Genomic DNA, 16,559 nt, shown 5'->3' with positions numbered 1-16,559 from the left:
CTTCACTTTCTCCGGGGCTCGATCGCACGTCTCCCGACCGTCGGGCGGCGGCCGCGCGTGGGCACGCACGGATCCGTTACGGGTATCGAGGTCTTCACACATGGTGCACGGGCGGCGACTCAGCGTCTTGTTGGATCTTCAACTATGTCTGGCGGGCCTCCGTCACCCCGGGTACGCGCTCGTGTTGCACGAATGGTCTAGTTCACCCACTCTTGAGGTGACTCAGAAGCGATCAACGCTCACGCTTCGCGTTCGGGGCTCGTCCCACAGGGACGAGAAGGAGCGGGAGCTTCGCGGGTGAGGAGCCAACGAAGATGAAGACCGCAGTGCCCTGCTACTACCACCTCGATGTGGAAGTCAGCCCCGAACGGGTCGGACAGGTACGGCGCATCCTGGCCGCGCATCTCCGGCTCTGGGACCTCGAGACACTGGTCGAGCCCGTCTGCAGCGGCGCCGAGCTGCTGCTGAAGGCCATCGACGAGCACGCGACGGACAAGAACACCTCGGTCGAGATGTGGTGGAACGGACAGCATCTGATCACCGCCGTGGGGGAGAACGACTGCGATCTGCGCCCCGACCAGGACCTGCGGGCCTGTCTGCAGCGGATCGCCGCGATGAGCGACGGCTGGGGCTGCTGCGCCACGGACACCGGCAGCAAGGTCATCTGGTTCTCGCAGCGGGCCAGGGCCGGCGAACGGGTGCCCCTGGTGCCCCTGGCGCCCGCACCGAGCCTGCGCGAGGTGCTCCAGGTGCCCCGCGAGATGCCGGCCGTGGCTCTGGCCGGGCAGGTGCGCGAGCCGGACGGCATCCTGGAGGATGCCCGGTGACGGCGAAGCGCCGCCGCAAGCCAGGGGTGCCCGTCTGGAGCGGGCACCCCTACCCATTGGGTGCCTCCTACGACGGGAAGGGCACCAACTTCGCGCTCTTCAGCGAGGTGGCCCAACGCGTCGAACTCGTCCTCGTCGACGACGGCGGCGAGCGCCGCGTCCCGGTGACCGAGGTCGACGGCTTCGTCTGGCACTGCTACCTGCCGGACATCGGGCCCGGACAGCGCTATGGCTACCGCGTGCACGGCCCCTGGCATCCCCAGTCGGGCCACCGCTGCAACCCGGCGAAGCTGCTCCTCGACCCCTACACCAGGGCCGTTGACGGGCAGGTGGACAACCACGCATCCCTCTTCGAGCGCGCACCGCACGGCCGCTCCCGGGCGGACAGCGCCGGACACACCATGCTCGGCGTGGTCACCGACCCGGCCTTCGACTGGGGCGACGACCGGCCGCCGCAGCAGCCGTACGCCGACAGTGTGATCTACGAGGCCCATGTACGGGGCCTGACCCGCACCCACCCCGACGTCCCGCCCGAACTTCGCGGCACCTACGCCGGACTCGCGCACCCCGCGGTCGTCGAGCACCTGACGAAGCTGGGCGTGACCGCGGTGGAGCTGATGCCGGTGCACCAGTACGTCCAGGACGGAGTGCTGCAGGGCCGCGGCCTGTCCAACTACTGGGGCTACAACACGATCGGCTTCTTCGCCCCGCACAACGCCTACGCCGCCCACGGCACCCGCGGCCGGCAGGTCACCGAGTTCAAGTCGATGGTGAAGGCGCTGCACGCGGCCGGCCTCGAAGTCATCCTCGACGTCGTCTACAACCACACCGCCGAGGGCAACGAGAAGGGTCCCACGCTCTCCTTCCGCGGCATCGACAACGCCTCGTACTACCGTCTGGTGGACGGCGACTGGGGCCACTACTACGACACCACCGGCACCGGCAACAGCCTGCTGATGCGGCACCCCTACGTGCTGCAACTGATCATGGACTCGCTGCGGTACTGGGTCACCGACATGCACGTCGACGGCTTCCGCTTCGACCTCGCGGCCACGCTGGCCCGGCAGTTCCACGAGGTGGACCGGCTGTCGGCGTTCTTCGACCTGATCCAGCAGGACCCGGTGATCAGCAGGGTCAAGCTGATCGCGGAGCCGTGGGACGTGGGGGAGGGCGGCTACCAGGTGGGCAACTTCCCGCCGCTGTGGTCGGAGTGGAACGGCAAGTACCGTGACGCCGTACGGGACTTCTGGCGCGGCGGCGAGTACACGCTCGGCGAGTTCGCCTCGCGGCTGACCGGCTCCGCGGACCTGTACGCGCACAGCCGCCGCCGCCCCCGGGCCAGCGTCAACTTCGTCACCGCGCACGACGGATTCACCCTGCGCGACCTGGTCTCGTACAACGACAAGCACAACGAGGCCAACGGCGAGGGCAACCGGGACGGCGAGAGCGTCAACCGGTCCTGGAACTGCGGCGTCGAGGGCGACACCGACGATCCGGGCGTGCTGGAGCTGCGCGCCCGCCAGCAGCGCAACTTCCTGGCCACCCTGCTGCTCTCGCAGGGCATCCCGATGCTCAGCCACGGCGACGAACTCGGCCGCACCCAGCGCGGCAACAACAACGCCTACTGCCAGGACAACGAAGTCTCCTGGATCGACTGGGAGCTGACCGAGGAGCAGCGGGACCTCGCCGAGTTCACCCGTTATGTCATCGCACTGCGTGCGGCCCACCCGGTGCTGCGCCGCCGCCGCTTCTTCCGCGGCGAGACCGCGACCCACCCGCGCCAGCCGCTGCCGGACCTGGTGTGGCTGGCGCCGGACGCGCAGGAGATGACGGAGGAGGACTGGCAGCGCTCCGACGCACACTCCGTCGGCGTGTTCCTCAACGGCGATGCCATCGCCGAACCCGACCCCTGCGGCCGCCCCGTCGTGGACGACTCGTTCCTGCTCCTGCTGAACAGCTACTGGGAGCCGGTGGAGTTCCGGCTGCCGGACGTCAGGTACGGCGAACGCTGGACGACCCTGATCGACACCGCGGAGCCGCACGGGCCGCCGGACGAGTCGGAGTACAAGGCGAACACCGGGCTCCTGGTCGAGCGCCGCAGCCTGGTGCTCTTGTCACGCCCCTCCGTGCATCCCCCCAAGGGGCGCGGGGCTGCCGCGGGGCGCGAGCAACCACGACCGCGCCGCACTCGACCAACGACAGGTGCGGCACATCCGTAGTCGCCTGGCTGACCCGGCGGGGCGTCACCTCAGCGTTCGCGGCGCGAGGTGACCGTGAACTGCGCGCCGTCCGCATCGCGCAGCACCGCCTCGTCGCTGCCCTTCGACAGGACGCTGCCGCCGTGCACCTCGGCGGCCCGTACACAGGCCGCCACGTCCTCGACCGCGAAGTGGATCTGCCAATGGGGCCGGATGGTGGGGTCGGGCGCCGCCCCCAGCGCCCCGGACTCGATGCGCGCCACGATGGCGCCCTGGCTGCGCAGCACCACCTCGCCGCCCTCGTACTGGACCTCGCAGCCGCCGGGCCGCTTGGTGGCCCAGTCCAGTACCTCGCCGTAGAAGATCGCGGCGTCGAAGGCGTCGCGAGTGTGCAGTCTGATGAAGGTCGGGGCCGCGTGCCGCCATTTCTCCCAGTCGGCGATCAGCATCCCCTCCCAGATCCCGAAGGTCGCCCCGTCCCGGTCGGCCAGCAGTGCCGCCCGCCCCGGCGGGAACGAGATCGGGCCGACCGCCGCCGTCCCGCCCCGCTCCTGGGCCCGCGCCGCGGCCTCGTCCGCACTGGGCACGGCGAAGTACGGCGTCCATGCCACCGCCATCTGCCACATGTCGGCGACGGCGGCGATCCCGGCCACGGGTGTTCCGTCCACCATGGCCATCCGGAAGCGGTCGCCGAGTTTGGCGGAGCGCCACTCCCAGCCCAGCACGGCCCCGTAGAAGTCCTCGGTGGCGTCGACGTCGCGACTGGTCAGGCTCACCCAGCACGGCGCCCCGAACACGGAGGCCGAGGTGACGATGCGCGTCACGCCGCGCGGGCGTGAGGTGTCGTGGTTCATGGCAGTTGCGTCCTGGTCTCGTCGACCGGCGGCCACCGGTCTCGTACCAGTGTCCAACCGGAACCGCACGATGCGCCTGCCGAGTACCCCGTGGGTGGGGCCGAAACGGGTGCCGTGGCGGTCGCCGGTGGCAGCGGGCCGGGTGAGTGCCACTATGGATGAGTGGCACCGGTACCGCATGAACCTGCCGACGAGACGGATCGCATCTTCGCGCTGCAGGAAGAAGTCGATCAGCTGAAGGAAGCCGTCGTCTCGCACGCCGTCGTGGACCAGGCGATCGGGATGATGGTCGCGCTGGGCCGGGTGACGCCGGACCAGGGATGGGCAGTGCTGAAGGACGTCTCCCAGCACACGAACATCAAGCTCCGCAATGTCGCCGAACTCATTCTCATCTGGGGGCGCAACGGAGACCTGCCCCCGGAGATCAAGGCCGGGCTGGAAGACGCCCTGGACCGCTACGGCCCCACGCAGATCCCCGAGGCCCCACCGGAGCGGTGAGGCGACGGGGCCGCGTGCGGCCGAACGGTGCAACGCTCAGCCGGTCTCCGCGAGGAGTTCCGCACGGAGCTGGTTGCAGCAGCCGCTGAGCAGCCGGGAGACATGCATCTGCGAGATGCCGAGGTGCTGGGCGATGCGGCTTTGCGTCATGCCCCCGAAGAAGCGGAGATACAGGATGGTGCGCTCGCGTTCCGGGAGCGCTTGCAGGCAGGGTCTGACGGCCACCCGGTCGACGACGACGTCGTAGGCCGGATCGGGGCCGCCGATCGCGTCCGTCAGGGCGTATCCGTCGGTGCCGGGCATCTCGGCGTCCAGCGACAGTGCGGTGAAGCACTCCAGGGCTTCCATTCCGGTGCGCACCTCGCCCTCGCTCAGGTGCGCGTGCCGGGCGATCTCGGCGACGGTCGGTCTGCGCCCCGGGGTCGTCTGGGACAGGTCCTTGGCGGCCTGACGCACCCTGTTGCGCAGGTCCTGGACCCGGCGCGGCACATGCAGCGTCCACATGTGATCGCGGAAGTGCCGCTTGATCTCGCCGGTGATGGTCGGGACCGCGTACGCCTCGAAGGCGTGGCCGCGGGCGGGGTCGTAGTGGTCGACGGCCTTGACCAGTCCGAGGGCCGCGACCTGGTAGAGGTCCTCCAGGGACTCTCCGCGCCCCTTGAACCGGACGGCGATCCGCTCGGCCATCGGCAGCCAGGCCTCGACCAGTTGGTCCCGCAGCTGCCTGCGTTGCGGCCCTTCGGACAGCCGTGCAAGCCGGGCGAAGGCCTCGGCGGTGTCGGGGGCGTCGTCGTGCGGGTGGGGTTTCGTGCTGGCGCTGGCGACACGCATGATGCGCACCTCCCTGAGGCGGTGCATGGGGGGACGGGCGCCATGGGAGGTGCGGGTTCGGACCTGCGGAGACATCCGGGGCCCGACCGGCTCCCACGGACGTGCCTCCTGTCCGAAGCACTTCCTACTGATGCCCGGAATCTGCGCATCACAAACAAAGGAGACATTACGGACGGCCGTCGTGTGCTTGACCGTTCCTTGGGTTCATTACCTCTGCTACAGAGATAACCTGATGATGTGGAACCCGAGACCTTCCCGGACGAGCTGATCGACGCTCTCATCGGCGTCCAGCGACTCGTCCGGCGCCGCCTGCGCCCGCAGATCGCCCCGCAGCTGCGCGGCGCCGAGGTCGAGCTGCTGCGCCTGCTCGTCACCCGGCCCGGCATCGGTATATCCGACGCCGCCAAGGAGCTGTACCTGGCCGGCAATTCGGTCTCGACGCTGGTCAACCAGTTGTCCCGGCAGGGCTACCTGGTCCGCGAGACCGACCCGGCCGACCGGCGTGCCGCCCGGCTGATGCCGACATCCGCGGCCGAGGCCCGGCTCGCCGAGTGGCGCAAACGGCGCGGAGAACTCGTACGCGGCGGGCTGTCCCGTCTCGACGACACGGACCGCGAGGCACTGCGCACGGCGATCCCCGCCCTGCGCAGGCTGGCCGACACCCTGCACGAGGAGGCCGAGGAGACATGACGCGGAACGCCGACACCGGGCAGGCCGAGGCCGTCACCTGCACCGGACTCGCCTACGCCTTCGGTGAGACGAACGCGGTCGACGGACTCGAACTGTCGGTGGGCGAGGGTGAGGTCTTCGGCCTGCTCGGACCCAACGGCGCCGGAAAGACGACCGCGATCCGCTGCATCACCACCCTGCTGCCGGTCCCCGCCGGAATGGTTCGCGTGTTCGGCCACGACGCGGCCAAGGCCCGGATGGCCGTACGGCGCGTGCTGGGCTACGTGCCGCAGCAGCTGTCCGCCGACGCCGGACTCACCGGCCGCGAGAACGTAGCCCTGTTCGCCCGCGTCTTCGACGTGCCCCGCGCCGAACGCGCCGACCGCGTCGGTCAGGCCCTGGCGGCCGTCGGCCTCGGCGACGCCGCCGACCGGCTGGCCGGCACCTACTCCGGCGGTATGGTCCGCCGCCTCGAGCTCGCGCAGGCGCTGGTCAGCGCCCCCCGCCTGCTGATCCTCGACGAGCCGACCATCGGCCTCGACCCGATAGCCCGCACCGGAGTGTGGGAGCACATCAACGCCGTGCGCGCCGCCACCGGCATGACCGTGCTGGTGACCACCCACTACATGGACGAGGCCGACCAGTACTGCGACCGGGTCGCCCTGATGCACCGCGGCCGCATCCGGGCCCTCGGCACCCCGGACGAGCTCAGGGAGGGGCTCGGCGAGCGCCGGCGCGCAGCGGGCGCGGCGGCCACCGACCCGCTGCCCACCTTGGAGGACGTCTTCCGTGATGTCGCGGGCAGCGGACTCGACGAGCAGGCAGGAGGTTTCCGCGATGTCCGAAGCACCCGCCGCACCGCGCACCGCGTCGGCTGACCCCGCCGGCGCACCCGGCATCGACCTGTTGCTGCGGCCGCCCCGGCCGCGCGCAGGCTGGCGGCTGCTGCCCGCCCGCGTGATCGCGATGTGCGCCGTCGAACTGCAGAAGCTGCGCCACGACCGCACCGAGCTCTACACCCGTGCCGTGCAGCCCGCACTGTGGCTGCTGATCTTCGGCCAGACCTTCACCCGCATCAAGGCGATCCCCACCGGCGGCATCCCCTACGTGGACTACCTGGCACCCGGCATCATCGCCCAGTCCGCGATGTTCATCGCCATCTTCTACGGCATCCAGATCATCTGGGAGCGCGACGCCGGCATCCTGGACAAGCTGCTGGTCACGCCGACGCCACGCTCGGCCCTGATCACCGGCAAGGCGTTCGCGGCCGGAGTGAAGTCCCTGATCCAGGCCGTGGTCGTCATCCTCATCGCCGCGGTGCTCGGAGTGGCGCTGACCTGGAACCCGCTGAAGCTGCTCGGTGTCGCCGCGATCGTGATCCTCGGATCCGCGTTCTTCTCCTGCCTGTCGATGAGCATCGCCGGCATCGTCCTCAACCGCGACCGCCTCATGGGCTTCGGGCAGGCCATCACGATGCCGCTGTTCTTCGGCTCCAACGCCCTGTACCCCGTGTCCGTCATGCCCGGCTGGCTCCAGGCCGTCAGCAAGGTCAACCCGCTGAGCTACCAGGTGGACGCCCTGCGCGGCCTCCTCCTCGGCACCCATGCGCACGTGGCCCTCGACTTCGCAGTGCTGCTCGTGGCCGGCGCACTCGGCGTCACCGCGGCCTCCTCGCTCCTCGGCCGGCTGGCCCGCTGAGCGCCGCCCTCGGAACGTGATGTGCCCCACGCACATGTGCGCGTACGTGGGGCCTGTTCCGACCGTTGTTCCTGCGCACGGCTTGATCAGTGATCAAAGGGGGTGAATGCGCTGGCCACAGCGCATTCTGCTCATTTGACAGTGCCCTGAGCGCACAGATAGGAAGCAGCTCTCTGAGGTCGATGAGGTGGACTGTGTACGAGCCGAACGTGGTCGGGGACTGGCAGGAGTACGACGAGCATGCCGGCCTGCGTGTCCGCGTCCACCGTCTGGAAGCTGCCGAGCCCCCACGGGGACGGGACGACGCGGCGGCCGGGCTGACGTACTTCAGCCTCCGGGTCACCGTCGAGAACCGCGGCAGCCGCTCCTTCGGCATCCACCTCGAGGACGGCCAGATCGACGTGCGTCTCGGCCCCGACGGCGAGGCCGCGTTCATCGACTGGCGCAACTCGCAGTTCATCGAGGGCTTCGACGTCTACCCGCTGCGCCGGGCCACCGCCGTGCTGTACGCGGCCGGCCCGGACACCTGCCTCAGCCAGGTCGACGTGCAGATCCAGCTGCGGGTCGAGGAGGAGTGGGCCGACCGCCGGCTGTGGACGGGCGGCCTCGGCCTGCACGAGGAGCCCGTCGGCGCCCACACGAGTACAGGCCGGGACGGCGGCCTGGCGCACCAGGTCAGCAACTTCCTCCGGGACCAGGCCGAAGAGGGCACCGCCTGACCCCGCCCGTCCCGGAGCCCGCTCAGTGCGGGATGCCGTCGATGATCTCGCGGGCACCCTGACGCAGCAGCGCCACGGCCACCGACGTGCCCAGGGTGGCGGGGTCGAGCCGTCCGGCCCATTCGTGGGCGTTCAGGCGGGTCTTGCCGTCCGGGGTGAACACACAGGCCCGTAGCGACAGTTCGCCACTGGCTTCCACGCGCGCGTACCCGGCGATCGGGCTGTTGCAGTGCCCCTGCAGGACGTGCAGGAACATCCGCTCCGCGGTGGCCTCCTGGTGTGTGTGCGCGTCGCCGAGTGCGCTGACCGCCTCGATGAGCTCGCTGTCGCCCTCACGGCACTGCAGGGCGAGGATGCCCGCGCCGATGGACGGCATCACGGTGTCCGGCGACAGCACCTCGCTGATCACGTCCTGGCGTCCGATGCGTTCAAGACCGGACACCGCCAGCAGCAACGCGTCCGCCTCGCCGGCCGCCAGTTTCGCCAGCCGACGGTTGGCGTTGCCGCGGAACGGCACACATTTCAGGTGGGGATGGGTGGCGGACAGCTGGGCCACTCGGCGCACCGCGGAGGTGCCGATGCGGGTGCCGTCCGGCAGCTCGTCCAGGGTGAGACCGCGCGGGTGCACCAGGGCGTCACGGATGTCGTCCCGCTTCAGGAACGCCGCGAACGTCGTGCCGGCCGGAAGCGGCCGGTCGGCGGGCACGTCCTTGAGACAGTGCACGGCGAGATCGGCCTCGCCCGCGAGCAGCGCGGCATCCACCTCCTTGGTGAACGCCCCCTTGCCCTCCACCTTGGACAGGACACCCATCCACTTGTCACCGGTCGTCTTCACCGGCACGACCTCGGTGCGCACACCGGGATACAGGACCGCCAACTCGGTGCGCACACGCTCCACTTGGGCCAGCGCCATGGGCGAGTCGCGGGAGACGATGCGGATCATTTCGGGGACGGACATGCGGCCACGATAGACCGTCGCCGGAGGGTGTTTGACCGCTACCGCCCCATTGGGGAATCCGAATCACTCGGCAGGGATGACGGGTGCGCGCACGGCGGCCGACGACGCCCGGGCCTCCGGCCGTATCAGCAACGCGAGCGCCGCCGTGAGCAGCCCGCCGGCCGGGCCCCCGCCTGCGTCCACCTCGCCTCCCAGGAGGCCGGCTTCGTCACTTCGGAGCCTGTGCCCCTGCCGCGGACCACCGGCACGGAACAACCGTGTACGCGGGCATGGGAGCCGCCGCGGAGGGAACCCGCCCGGCCGTCCGGAACGAGGGAGTGGGATACATGCATGAGGAAGCGCGTCGGCCGCCGCAGCGCATGTGGGCCGTCCGGGCCCGTCACGACAGCGGACACGATGCCTCTGTGGTGGGGCGGTGGCCGGCGGTGGTGCGCAGCGTCATGACGGTGGCAGCCGCCGTCGTGGTCGTGGCCGCGCTGTGGGCGACGGCCGTGGCCCGCTGACAGGCTCTGCAACTGGCCCTGCGGGCCGTGGTCGAGGGCGACGCCGACGAGACGGAACTGGATACCCCGGTCGGCGACGAGGTGCTGATACCCCGCCGGCGTCCCCACCGGAGACCAGGCTCCCGGGACGGTGACTCTGCTCGTCTGTGAGCAGCAGGACGGCACCGAACCGGCGCCGGTGTTCACCTCGCAGGCCCGGATGCAGCAGGCGTTCCCGCGGGACTCCGAGCATCGCTCGATCCGGCTCGGCGCTCTCGCCCACCGCCGGCCGTCCGAGGAACCGGCACTGGCGGGGCAGGGGGTCAGGGAAGCGAGAACATCGCGCGCGCACCCAGCTCGACGGCCTCGTGGGCGAAGACGGGCCGGCGTCCGGCGCCTTGGTGAGGTCGTCCGCCGGCACGGTGGCGGCGCGTTCGATCGCGGACAGGCAAGAGCTGTCCCCGAGCGTGCACTGCGCCTCCGCCAGCCGGGCCGCCGTCGGGTCGCCGGCACACCAGGTGGCACGCACCGTCGAACCGCTCGCGATCGACACGGACGCGCCGCTGACGGGCAGAAGTGCCACGCAGGCGCGGCACAGCGCCTGGGGAACGTCGTCGAGAGCGAGGCCTTTTGCCGCGGCCGCCAACGTCTCGGTGACCCGCGCGCGTTCCTCGGCCTGGGACGGCTCCCTGTCACCGGGGTGCCGGTTGGCTTCATACGCCCTCGGGCCGCGGGGCTTATGCGCACCATTGCCGCACAATGCCCGGGTCTCGATGTCGTGCCGGACGAGTTCCCTGGCCCCCTGCACAGAACGGCATGCCGCCCGGCTGCCGCCGGCAGCACCGGTCGGCTCGCACGCGCCGCACCACCTGCGGACGTTCGTGCCGGCCGCGGAGCCCGCTTCAGACGTGCCCGGGGGAGCCTCCTGCCGTGCCGACGCCTCAAGGTTTCGGCCAGTCGCTGGGCCTGCAGGAGGAGGATGCCGTACGCCGAGGCCTCCTCGGGCTCGCCGAGGACCGAATCCGGCAGCTGCCGGTGCAGGCCGTCCATCGCCGCGTGCATCTCCCCGACAGCCTGCCGCAGAGCACCTTCCCGGTCCTGGCACCCGAGCGTGACGATCGGGCTCGCGGCCCCCGGTACGCCGCGCGTCCCCCGGGGGTCGGCAGCGCTGCCCGCTGCCCTTGCTTTGGGTGGATCCACCTGGGAACTCGTCGGATGTTCGACAGGAGGTGCTGTGAGCCAGAGCGACGCTACGGCGGATGTCGCACCCGAGTCGGTCGACACGGTGCTGCTGGACGTGGTCCGGGACTGCGGTGCGTCCAGGGGTCTGCTGTACGTCCTGCCGAGGAACGGTGACGCCCTGTGGCTGGTGGCGTTGACGGGGACCCCCCGAGAAATGGCCGTTCCGTGGACCCGGGTGGGGCTGGCGGACAGCATTCCGGTGGCGGACGCCGTGCGAGCCGGTCGCCTGGTCTGGATCGGCGACACGGAGGACATGGCCCGCCGCTACCCGCGCACCGCACTCGTGCTGCCGTACGCCTTCGCACTGGCGGCCGCTCCCCTCGCCGCCCGCGGCTCAGTCGTGGGCGGTCTGGTGCTGTTGTGGCCGGCCGCTCATCCGACGCGGCTCAGCGGCGCGGAGCGCGCGGTCATCGATGCCGGCTGCCGGCGACTGGGCCGCCTGCTGCACCACGCGGCGGACCGCAACGCTCTGCGCCCGCCCGGTGAACCGCGGATCCTGTCCCACCCCTCCCGCGCCCGTGCCCTGCGAGCCGAGGGGAGCGAGCAGGCGGCGTTCATCGCCCGGCTGCCGGGCGGTGCCTGCGCGCTGGACGACACCGGCCGGTTCACCTTCGTGACACCCGAGGCGGCACGCCTGCTCGGCGCCGACGCCGACACCCTGCTGGGCGCCCTGCCATGGGAAGCGCTGCCGTGGATGGACGTCCCCGAGATCGAGGATTCCTACCGGTCGACGCTGGTGAGCGAACGGCCCACGACCTTCAGCGCACTGCGCCCCCCGGACACCCGGCTGGTCTTCGCGCTCTACCCGGACCCGTCCGGCATCAGTGTGCGGATCACCCGCGGCGACCCGCGCAACGAACTGTCGCCGGGCGCGGCGAGTTCCCACAGCGCCCCCGCCCACCCCGCCGGGACGTCCGAATCCGGTGCACGTGGACCGAGCCGGGCCGGCTCCCTGTACCACCTGATGCACATGGCCGCCACGCTCACCGAGGCCGTCGGCGTCCAGGACGTGGTGGACCAGGCCGCCGACCAGCTCATGCCCGCCCTCGGCGCCACGGCCATGGCCGTCATGGCACCACGGGGCGGCAGGCTGAGAATCCTCGGCCACCGCGGCTACGACGCCGAGCTCATGGAGCGCTTCGACCGCATGCCCCTGAACGCCGACACGCCCGCCGTGCGCGTGATGGGGAGCGGCAGTCCGCACTTCTTCAGGAGCTTCGACGAACTCCGGCGGTCGTATCCCGAAGCCGTCCACTTCGACGACAAGACGTCCTGGGCCTTTCTCCCTCTGATCGCCTCGGGCCGGGCCGTCGGCTCGCTCGTCCTCGCCTACGACCGCCCCCGGCACTTCCCGCCCACCGAGCGTGCGGTGATCACCGCCCTGGCCGGGCTCGTCGGCCAGGCCCTCGAACGGGGCCGTCTCTACGACACCCAGTTCGCCGTGGCGCATCAGCTCCAGGCCGCGCTGCTGCCCCGGCAGCTTCCCTCCGTCCCCGGGCTGCGAGTCACCGCCCGCTATCGGCCGGCCGGCCACGGCGTGGAGGTGGGTGGGGATTTCTACGACCTCATCCGTCTGAACGACACCACCGTCGCCGCCGCGATCGGTGACGTCCAGGGACACGACATCGACGCGGCGGCCCTGATGGGACAGGTCCGCACCGCCGTACACAGCCAGGCGGCGGCCGGGGCCTCCCCGGGAGACGTGCTCGGCCGGACCAACCGTCTGCTCGTCGGCCTGGACCCCGGCCGGTTTGCCAGCTGCCTCTACGCCCACCTGGATCTGGGCCGCCACGCCGTGTGCCTGGCCAGCGCGGGCCACCCGCCTGCCGTGCTGCGGCACGCAGACGGCCACGCCGACGTCCTGAGCCCCCCTCCCGGGTTGCTCCTCGGCATCGACCACCAGGCCGACTACCTGGCGGCCGAGTTCCCCCTGCACCCCGGCTGTGTCCTAGTCCTGTACACGGACGGGCTCATCGAACGGCCCGGCGTCGACCTGGACGACGCCACCAACGCGCTCGCCGAACTCGTTGCACGCACGGATCCCGAAGACCCCGACGTCATGGCCGACACCCTCATCCGTCACGCCGCCGACCCCGACGACGATCTGGCCCTGCTCATCGTCCACCTCAACGGACCGGCGCCCGACCAGGCAGGGGGCGACTGACACCGCCCGCCGACAGGAGCACGGACCGTGTCGCGAAGGTGGCCCGTGGGTACCCGGACGTACACACGGGCAGGGGGCAGACGGATCCGCTCGTGCCCTGCCCCGACGCCGGGAATCGCGAAGGGAGCGCCCATGGTGCACGACGCGCACGGCGCGGCCCGCGCCGACGACTCGGGACCTCCCGGCCTGCGTCTTGCCCCGGGGGAGCCGTCGCCCGCTGCAGGGCCGGACGCGGACCTGCCCCGTGACCGTACTCAGGCGATCCTGGAGGCGACCAAACAGGTCGCCGCCCTCCTCAAGCAGAAGGAGCACAGATTCGCGCTGGCGGGAAGCGTGGCGGCCTACGCCCATGGCGTCAGCGGAAGGCTGCAGCACGACGTCGACTTCTGCATCCTTCCCGAGGACGCCGACGCCGTGGCGGCCACGCTGCGCGCGGGCGGTCTCACCGTCCACCATGCCCCGGAGGACTGGCTGCTGAAGGCGAGCTGCCTCGGCCAGAGTGTCGACATCATTTTCGAACTGTCCGACCACCCCGTCACCCCGGAACTGCTCGCACGCGCCCGGGAGTTGCCCGTCGACTCGGTCCACATGCCCGTGCTGTCGCCGACAGACATGCTGGTGAGCCTGCTGAAAGCGTTCTCGGAACACCACTGCGACTTCGGGGCCGTTCTCCCCGTCGCCCGCTCGCTGCGGGAGAAGGTCGACTGGCAGGAGGTACGGCGGACCTGCGGCGACCAGCCCATGCCCGCGGCCTTCCTCTTCCTCCTGGAGCGTCTGGACGTCATCGATTCCGAGCCGGAGCATCGAGCCGGAGCCCCGAAGGAACAGCCATGAGCGAGCACGCGGTCCATCCCTCCTCCGGCACCCCGGCAGGCCTCGACTACCGGGTCGCCCACCTGACCGAACGTTTCGCGGCCGGTCTCCCCGGCGAACTGGGCGTACGAGCCGAACTGCGCGGCGAGGCCGTCCTGCTCACCGGCACGGTCCCCTCGGCCCGGTGCCGTGAGGACATCATGCGCATCGCCCGCGAGGCCTTCCCGGACGTGCCGCTGCACTGCGACATCGTCTTGGCGCGAACCGCCCCGCCCGACGACGCGGAGGACCTCGTATGACCCGCGTGGCAGCCGTCGGGGACATCCACCTGGGGCCGGAGAGCCACGGTGTGCTCCGCCCCGCCTTCGAGACGCTGCCCGAATGCGCCGATCTTCTGCTGCTGGCCGGCGACCTCACCCGCCACGGCACACCGCAAGAGGCCCTGGTCGTCGCCAAGGAGGTCGAGGACCTGGCAGTCCCCGTCGTCGCGGTCCTCGGCAACCACGACCATCACGGCGGATGCCCGGACGAGGTGGCCGCCGTCCTCGAGGATTCCGGCGTACGGGTCCTGGAAGGGCGTTTCACCGTGGTGACCTGCGGGGACACCCGTGTCGGGATCGCGGGGACCAAAGGGTTCGGGGGCGGGTTCGCAGGCAGGTGCGCGGGAGAGTTCGGCGAGCCCGTCATGAAGGAGTTCGTCAGGTACTCCCGTCGGTGCGCGGACGGCCTGCGGACCGGGCTCCGGGAACTGGCCCGGGCGGAGTGCGACGTGCGGATTGCGCTCACCCATTTCTCGCCCGTGCCGGACACGCTGGCGGGCGAGCCTCTGGAGATCTATCCGTTCCTCGGCAGCTATCTGCTGGCGGAGGCGATCGATGCCGAGGGCGCCGACCTCGCCGTCCACGGACACGCCCATTCCGGCACCGAGCACGGGATGACCAGCGGCGGAGTGCAGGTGCGGAACGTGGCACAGCCGGTCATCCGGCGGGCGTTTCACGTCTACAACCTTCCGGTGCGGGAAGCGAACCGGGCAGCGGACCACGCGTGACCCGCGGTGAATACCGCAGGCGGGCATCTCAGATGTCCCGCTTCTCCAGCGGCCGTACGGCCGGGCCCTGCAGGATCCGCCCGTCCGGGGCGAATCGGGAGCCGTGGCAGGGGCATTCCCAGGCCTGTTCCGCGCGGTTGAACGCCACAAGGCAGCCGAGGTGGGTGCAGCGGGCCGACACCGCCTGCAGCTGACCGTTCTCGTCACGGTGCACGGCGCACTGCCGCCCGCCCACGCGCACCACGGCACCGCCGCCGCGCGGAATGTCCGCCGTCGGGGGCCCCGTCATCGCGGGCAGCCGGTCGCCGACGAAGTGCCGGGCCACATGCGCCTGGTGCTTGAGGAACGAGGCTCCCTCGCGGACCACGGAGACCAGACGGCGCGGATCGTAGAGACCGGCCCAGGCGACCTCGCGACCATTGATGAGATCGCTGAGCAGACGGCCCGCCATGATGCCGCCGCTCAGCCCCCAGCCGCCGAACCCGGTGGCCACGTAGGTGTGGCGGCTGCCCAGCCAGAGCGGGCCGACGAGCGGTACGGAGTCGGTGGCGTCGTTGTCCTGCGTGGCCCAGCGGTGGCTGATCGTGAATCCCGGGAAATGGTCCTCGGCCCAGGCGGAGAGCCGTGCGAATCTCTCCTCGACATCGGCGGTGCCGGGCGTGAAGTGCTCGCCGGTGACGATCAGCAGGCGTTTCCCGTCACGGTGCGGCGCGCTGCGCACGGACCGTGTGTTCTGCTCCGGCGTGATGTACATGCCGCGCGGCGCCCGCTCCTCGTCGATGGTCCCGGCCACGACCAGTTCGCGGCGCGGGGAGAGCCTGGTGAAGAGCAGAGCACGGTCGAAGACCGGGTAGTGGGTGGCGATCACGACCTCGTCCGCCCGCACCGACACACCCGGGTCCGTCGCCAGGACGCAGGGCTCGCTCTCCGTGAGGCCCACGACGCGTGTGCGCTCGTACACGGCACAACCCCGCCGGCGCATGTCCTCGACGAGGGCCAGCAGGTACTTGCGGGGATGGAACTGGACCTGGTCCCTCACCCGGACCGTACCGGCGACCCGGAAGGGCAGCTCGGTCTCGGTCACGAACTCGGCCGCCAGTCCCGCCTCCCGCGCCGCTTCCGCCTCCGCCTGCAGTTTTCCCACGAGCCGGGGCTGCTCGCCGTAGGTGTAGGCCGCGGCCTCTTCCCAGTCGCAGTCGATGCCGAGTTCGTCGACGATCTCTGCCGCGTGCCGGATCGCAGCACTCTGCGAGTCCGCGTACAGGCGTGCCCCCGTGGGGCCGCGGGTGCGGCGCAGGCGGTCGTAGGTCAGCGTGTGCAGAGCGGTCAGCTTGGCAGTCGTGTGGCCCGTGACCCCGGCGGCCAGCCGGTCCGCCTCCAGTACGGCCACCTTGCGTCCCTGCTGGACCAGCTCCCACGCCGTACTCAGACCCGCGATGCCACCGCCGACCACGGCGACCTCGACGGCGATGTCACCGGACGGCGGGGGAGCGGGTTCACCCGGCGGCGCCGACTCGAGCCAGTACGAGCCGTGGATTTCGGTGTCGGCGGTCATGAC

General features: G+C 71.0%; 16 protein-coding genes. 12 read left to right on the top strand and 4 right to left on the bottom strand.

The features are described from left to right. The first annotated feature begins 314 nt into the window (after positions 1–314). Positions 315–827 carry a pep a2 gene (locus tag EDD92_RS02340; RefSeq protein ID WP_123962681.1) on the top strand — a complete coding sequence of 171 codons (513 nt, stop codon included), beginning with the start codon at positions 315–317 and terminating at the stop codon, positions 825–827. Then, a complete protein-coding gene (gene glgX, locus EDD92_RS02335; RefSeq protein WP_260326284.1) occupies positions 824–3,046 on the top strand; it encodes a glycogen debranching protein GlgX in 2,223 nt (740 codons plus the stop codon). Before EDD92_RS02340 ends, glgX begins: the two co-directional genes overlap by 4 nt. A gap of 29 nt (positions 3,047–3,075) precedes the next feature. Here the strand turns inward: glgX and EDD92_RS02330 are convergent, their stop codons facing one another. Continuing rightward, positions 3,076–3,879 (bottom strand): VOC family protein, encoded by an 804-nt coding sequence (locus EDD92_RS02330; protein ID WP_123962679.1) that lies wholly within the window; start codon positions 3,877–3,879, stop codon positions 3,076–3,078. 162 nt (positions 3,880–4,041) lie between these two features. Between EDD92_RS02330 and EDD92_RS02325 the strand changes: the two genes are divergently transcribed. Then, complete coding sequence (locus tag EDD92_RS02325; protein ID WP_123962678.1) at positions 4,042–4,377, top strand: ANTAR domain-containing protein; 336 nt, start codon at positions 4,042–4,044, stop codon at positions 4,375–4,377. 36 nt (positions 4,378–4,413) lie between these two features. On the opposite strand, the gene EDD92_RS02320 is transcribed toward EDD92_RS02325, so the two are convergent. Continuing rightward, complete coding sequence (locus tag EDD92_RS02320) at positions 4,414–5,208, bottom strand: SigB/SigF/SigG family RNA polymerase sigma factor (RefSeq protein ID WP_123962676.1); 795 nt, start codon at positions 5,206–5,208, stop codon at positions 4,414–4,416. Positions 5,209–5,445: 237 nt separating this feature from the next. On the opposite strand from EDD92_RS02320, the gene EDD92_RS02315 reads away from it, so the two are divergent. The 4 genes from EDD92_RS02315 to EDD92_RS02300 all read left to right on the top strand — a co-directional run bounded on the left by EDD92_RS02315 (position 5,446) and on the right by EDD92_RS02300 (position 8,294). Then, positions 5,446–5,898: a MarR family winged helix-turn-helix transcriptional regulator gene (locus tag EDD92_RS02315; protein ID WP_123962674.1), complete on the top strand. Its 453-nt coding sequence runs from the start codon at positions 5,446–5,448 to the stop codon at positions 5,896–5,898. After that, entirely contained in the window at positions 5,895–6,755 is an 861-nt protein-coding gene (locus tag EDD92_RS02310) for an ATP-binding cassette domain-containing protein (RefSeq protein WP_123962672.1), read from the top strand. Before EDD92_RS02315 ends, EDD92_RS02310 begins: the two co-directional genes overlap by 4 nt. Then, positions 6,715–7,575 carry an ABC transporter permease gene (locus EDD92_RS02305; protein ID WP_099926237.1) on the top strand — a complete coding sequence of 287 codons (861 nt, stop codon included), beginning with the start codon at positions 6,715–6,717 and terminating at the stop codon, positions 7,573–7,575. The genes EDD92_RS02310 and EDD92_RS02305 overlap by 41 nt, the downstream gene beginning before the upstream one ends. 194 nt (positions 7,576–7,769) lie before the next feature. Next, complete coding sequence (locus EDD92_RS02300) at positions 7,770–8,294, top strand: hypothetical protein (protein ID WP_099926236.1); 525 nt, start codon at positions 7,770–7,772, stop codon at positions 8,292–8,294. A 22-nt stretch (positions 8,295–8,316) separates the two neighbouring features. On the opposite strand, the gene hemC is transcribed toward EDD92_RS02300, so the two are convergent. Then, on the bottom strand, positions 8,317–9,252 hold the full coding sequence (gene hemC / locus EDD92_RS02295) for a hydroxymethylbilane synthase (RefSeq protein WP_123962670.1): 936 nt from the start codon (positions 9,250–9,252) through the stop codon (positions 8,317–8,319). 326 nt (positions 9,253–9,578) lie between these two features. Between hemC and EDD92_RS49725 the strand changes: the two genes are divergently transcribed. The 5 genes from EDD92_RS49725 (at position 9,579) to EDD92_RS02275 (ending at position 15,001) form a co-directional block, all read left to right on the top strand. Next, positions 9,579–9,755 carry a hypothetical protein gene (locus tag EDD92_RS49725; RefSeq protein WP_185123909.1) on the top strand — a complete coding sequence of 59 codons (177 nt, stop codon included), beginning with the start codon at positions 9,579–9,581 and terminating at the stop codon, positions 9,753–9,755. Between the two features lie 1,213 nt (positions 9,756–10,968). Then, positions 10,969–13,140 carry a SpoIIE family protein phosphatase gene (locus tag EDD92_RS02290; protein ID WP_123962668.1) on the top strand — a complete coding sequence of 724 codons (2,172 nt, stop codon included), beginning with the start codon at positions 10,969–10,971 and terminating at the stop codon, positions 13,138–13,140. A 132-nt stretch (positions 13,141–13,272) separates the two neighbouring features. Further along, a complete protein-coding gene (locus EDD92_RS02285; RefSeq protein ID WP_123962667.1) occupies positions 13,273–13,974 on the top strand; it encodes a nucleotidyltransferase family protein in 702 nt (233 codons plus the stop codon). Beyond that, entirely contained in the window at positions 13,971–14,252 is a 282-nt protein-coding gene (locus EDD92_RS02280; RefSeq protein WP_123962665.1) for a BON domain-containing protein, read from the top strand. Before EDD92_RS02285 ends, EDD92_RS02280 begins: the two co-directional genes overlap by 4 nt. Next, positions 14,249–15,001 (top strand): metallophosphoesterase, encoded by a 753-nt coding sequence (locus EDD92_RS02275; protein WP_123962663.1) that lies wholly within the window; start codon positions 14,249–14,251, stop codon positions 14,999–15,001. Before EDD92_RS02280 ends, EDD92_RS02275 begins: the two co-directional genes overlap by 4 nt. Positions 15,002–15,029: 28 nt before the next feature. Here the strand turns inward: EDD92_RS02275 and EDD92_RS02270 are convergent, their stop codons facing one another. Then, the gene (locus EDD92_RS02270) at positions 15,030–16,556 is read right to left on the bottom strand and encodes an FAD-dependent oxidoreductase (protein ID WP_123962661.1); all 1,527 of its coding nucleotides are present in this window, start codon (positions 16,554–16,556) and stop codon (positions 15,030–15,032) included. Positions 16,557–16,559: the final 3 nt, after the last annotated feature.

Source organism: Streptomyces sp. TLI_185 (genome assembly GCF_003814765.1).
Taxonomy (GTDB): domain Bacteria; phylum Actinomycetota; class Actinomycetes; order Streptomycetales; family Streptomycetaceae; genus Streptomyces.
This window is presented reverse-complemented; position numbering and strand designations above follow the sequence as displayed.

Coding starts and splice junctions, on each gene's coding strand:
- EDD92_RS02340 (WP_123962681.1), top strand. CDS start 315: ATGAAGACCGCAGTGCCCTGCTACTACCACCTCGATGTGGAAGTCAGC.
- EDD92_RS02330 (WP_123962679.1), bottom strand. CDS start 3,879: ATGAACCACGACACCTCACGCCCGCGCGGCGTGACGCGCATCGTCACC.
- EDD92_RS02320 (WP_123962676.1), bottom strand. CDS start 5,208: ATGCGTGTCGCCAGCGCCAGCACGAAACCCCACCCGCACGACGACGCC.
- EDD92_RS02310 (WP_123962672.1), top strand. CDS start 5,895: ATGACGCGGAACGCCGACACCGGGCAGGCCGAGGCCGTCACCTGCACC.
- EDD92_RS02305 (WP_099926237.1), top strand. CDS start 6,715: ATGTCCGAAGCACCCGCCGCACCGCGCACCGCGTCGGCTGACCCCGCC.
- hemC (WP_123962670.1), bottom strand. CDS start 9,252: ATGTCCGTCCCCGAAATGATCCGCATCGTCTCCCGCGACTCGCCCATG.
- EDD92_RS49725 (WP_185123909.1), top strand. CDS start 9,579: ATGCATGAGGAAGCGCGTCGGCCGCCGCAGCGCATGTGGGCCGTCCGG.
- EDD92_RS02285 (WP_123962667.1), top strand. CDS start 13,273: ATGGTGCACGACGCGCACGGCGCGGCCCGCGCCGACGACTCGGGACCT.
- EDD92_RS02280 (WP_123962665.1), top strand. CDS start 13,971: ATGAGCGAGCACGCGGTCCATCCCTCCTCCGGCACCCCGGCAGGCCTC.
- EDD92_RS02275 (WP_123962663.1), top strand. CDS start 14,249: ATGACCCGCGTGGCAGCCGTCGGGGACATCCACCTGGGGCCGGAGAGC.
- EDD92_RS02270 (WP_123962661.1), bottom strand. CDS start 16,556: ATGACCGCCGACACCGAAATCCACGGCTCGTACTGGCTCGAGTCGGCG.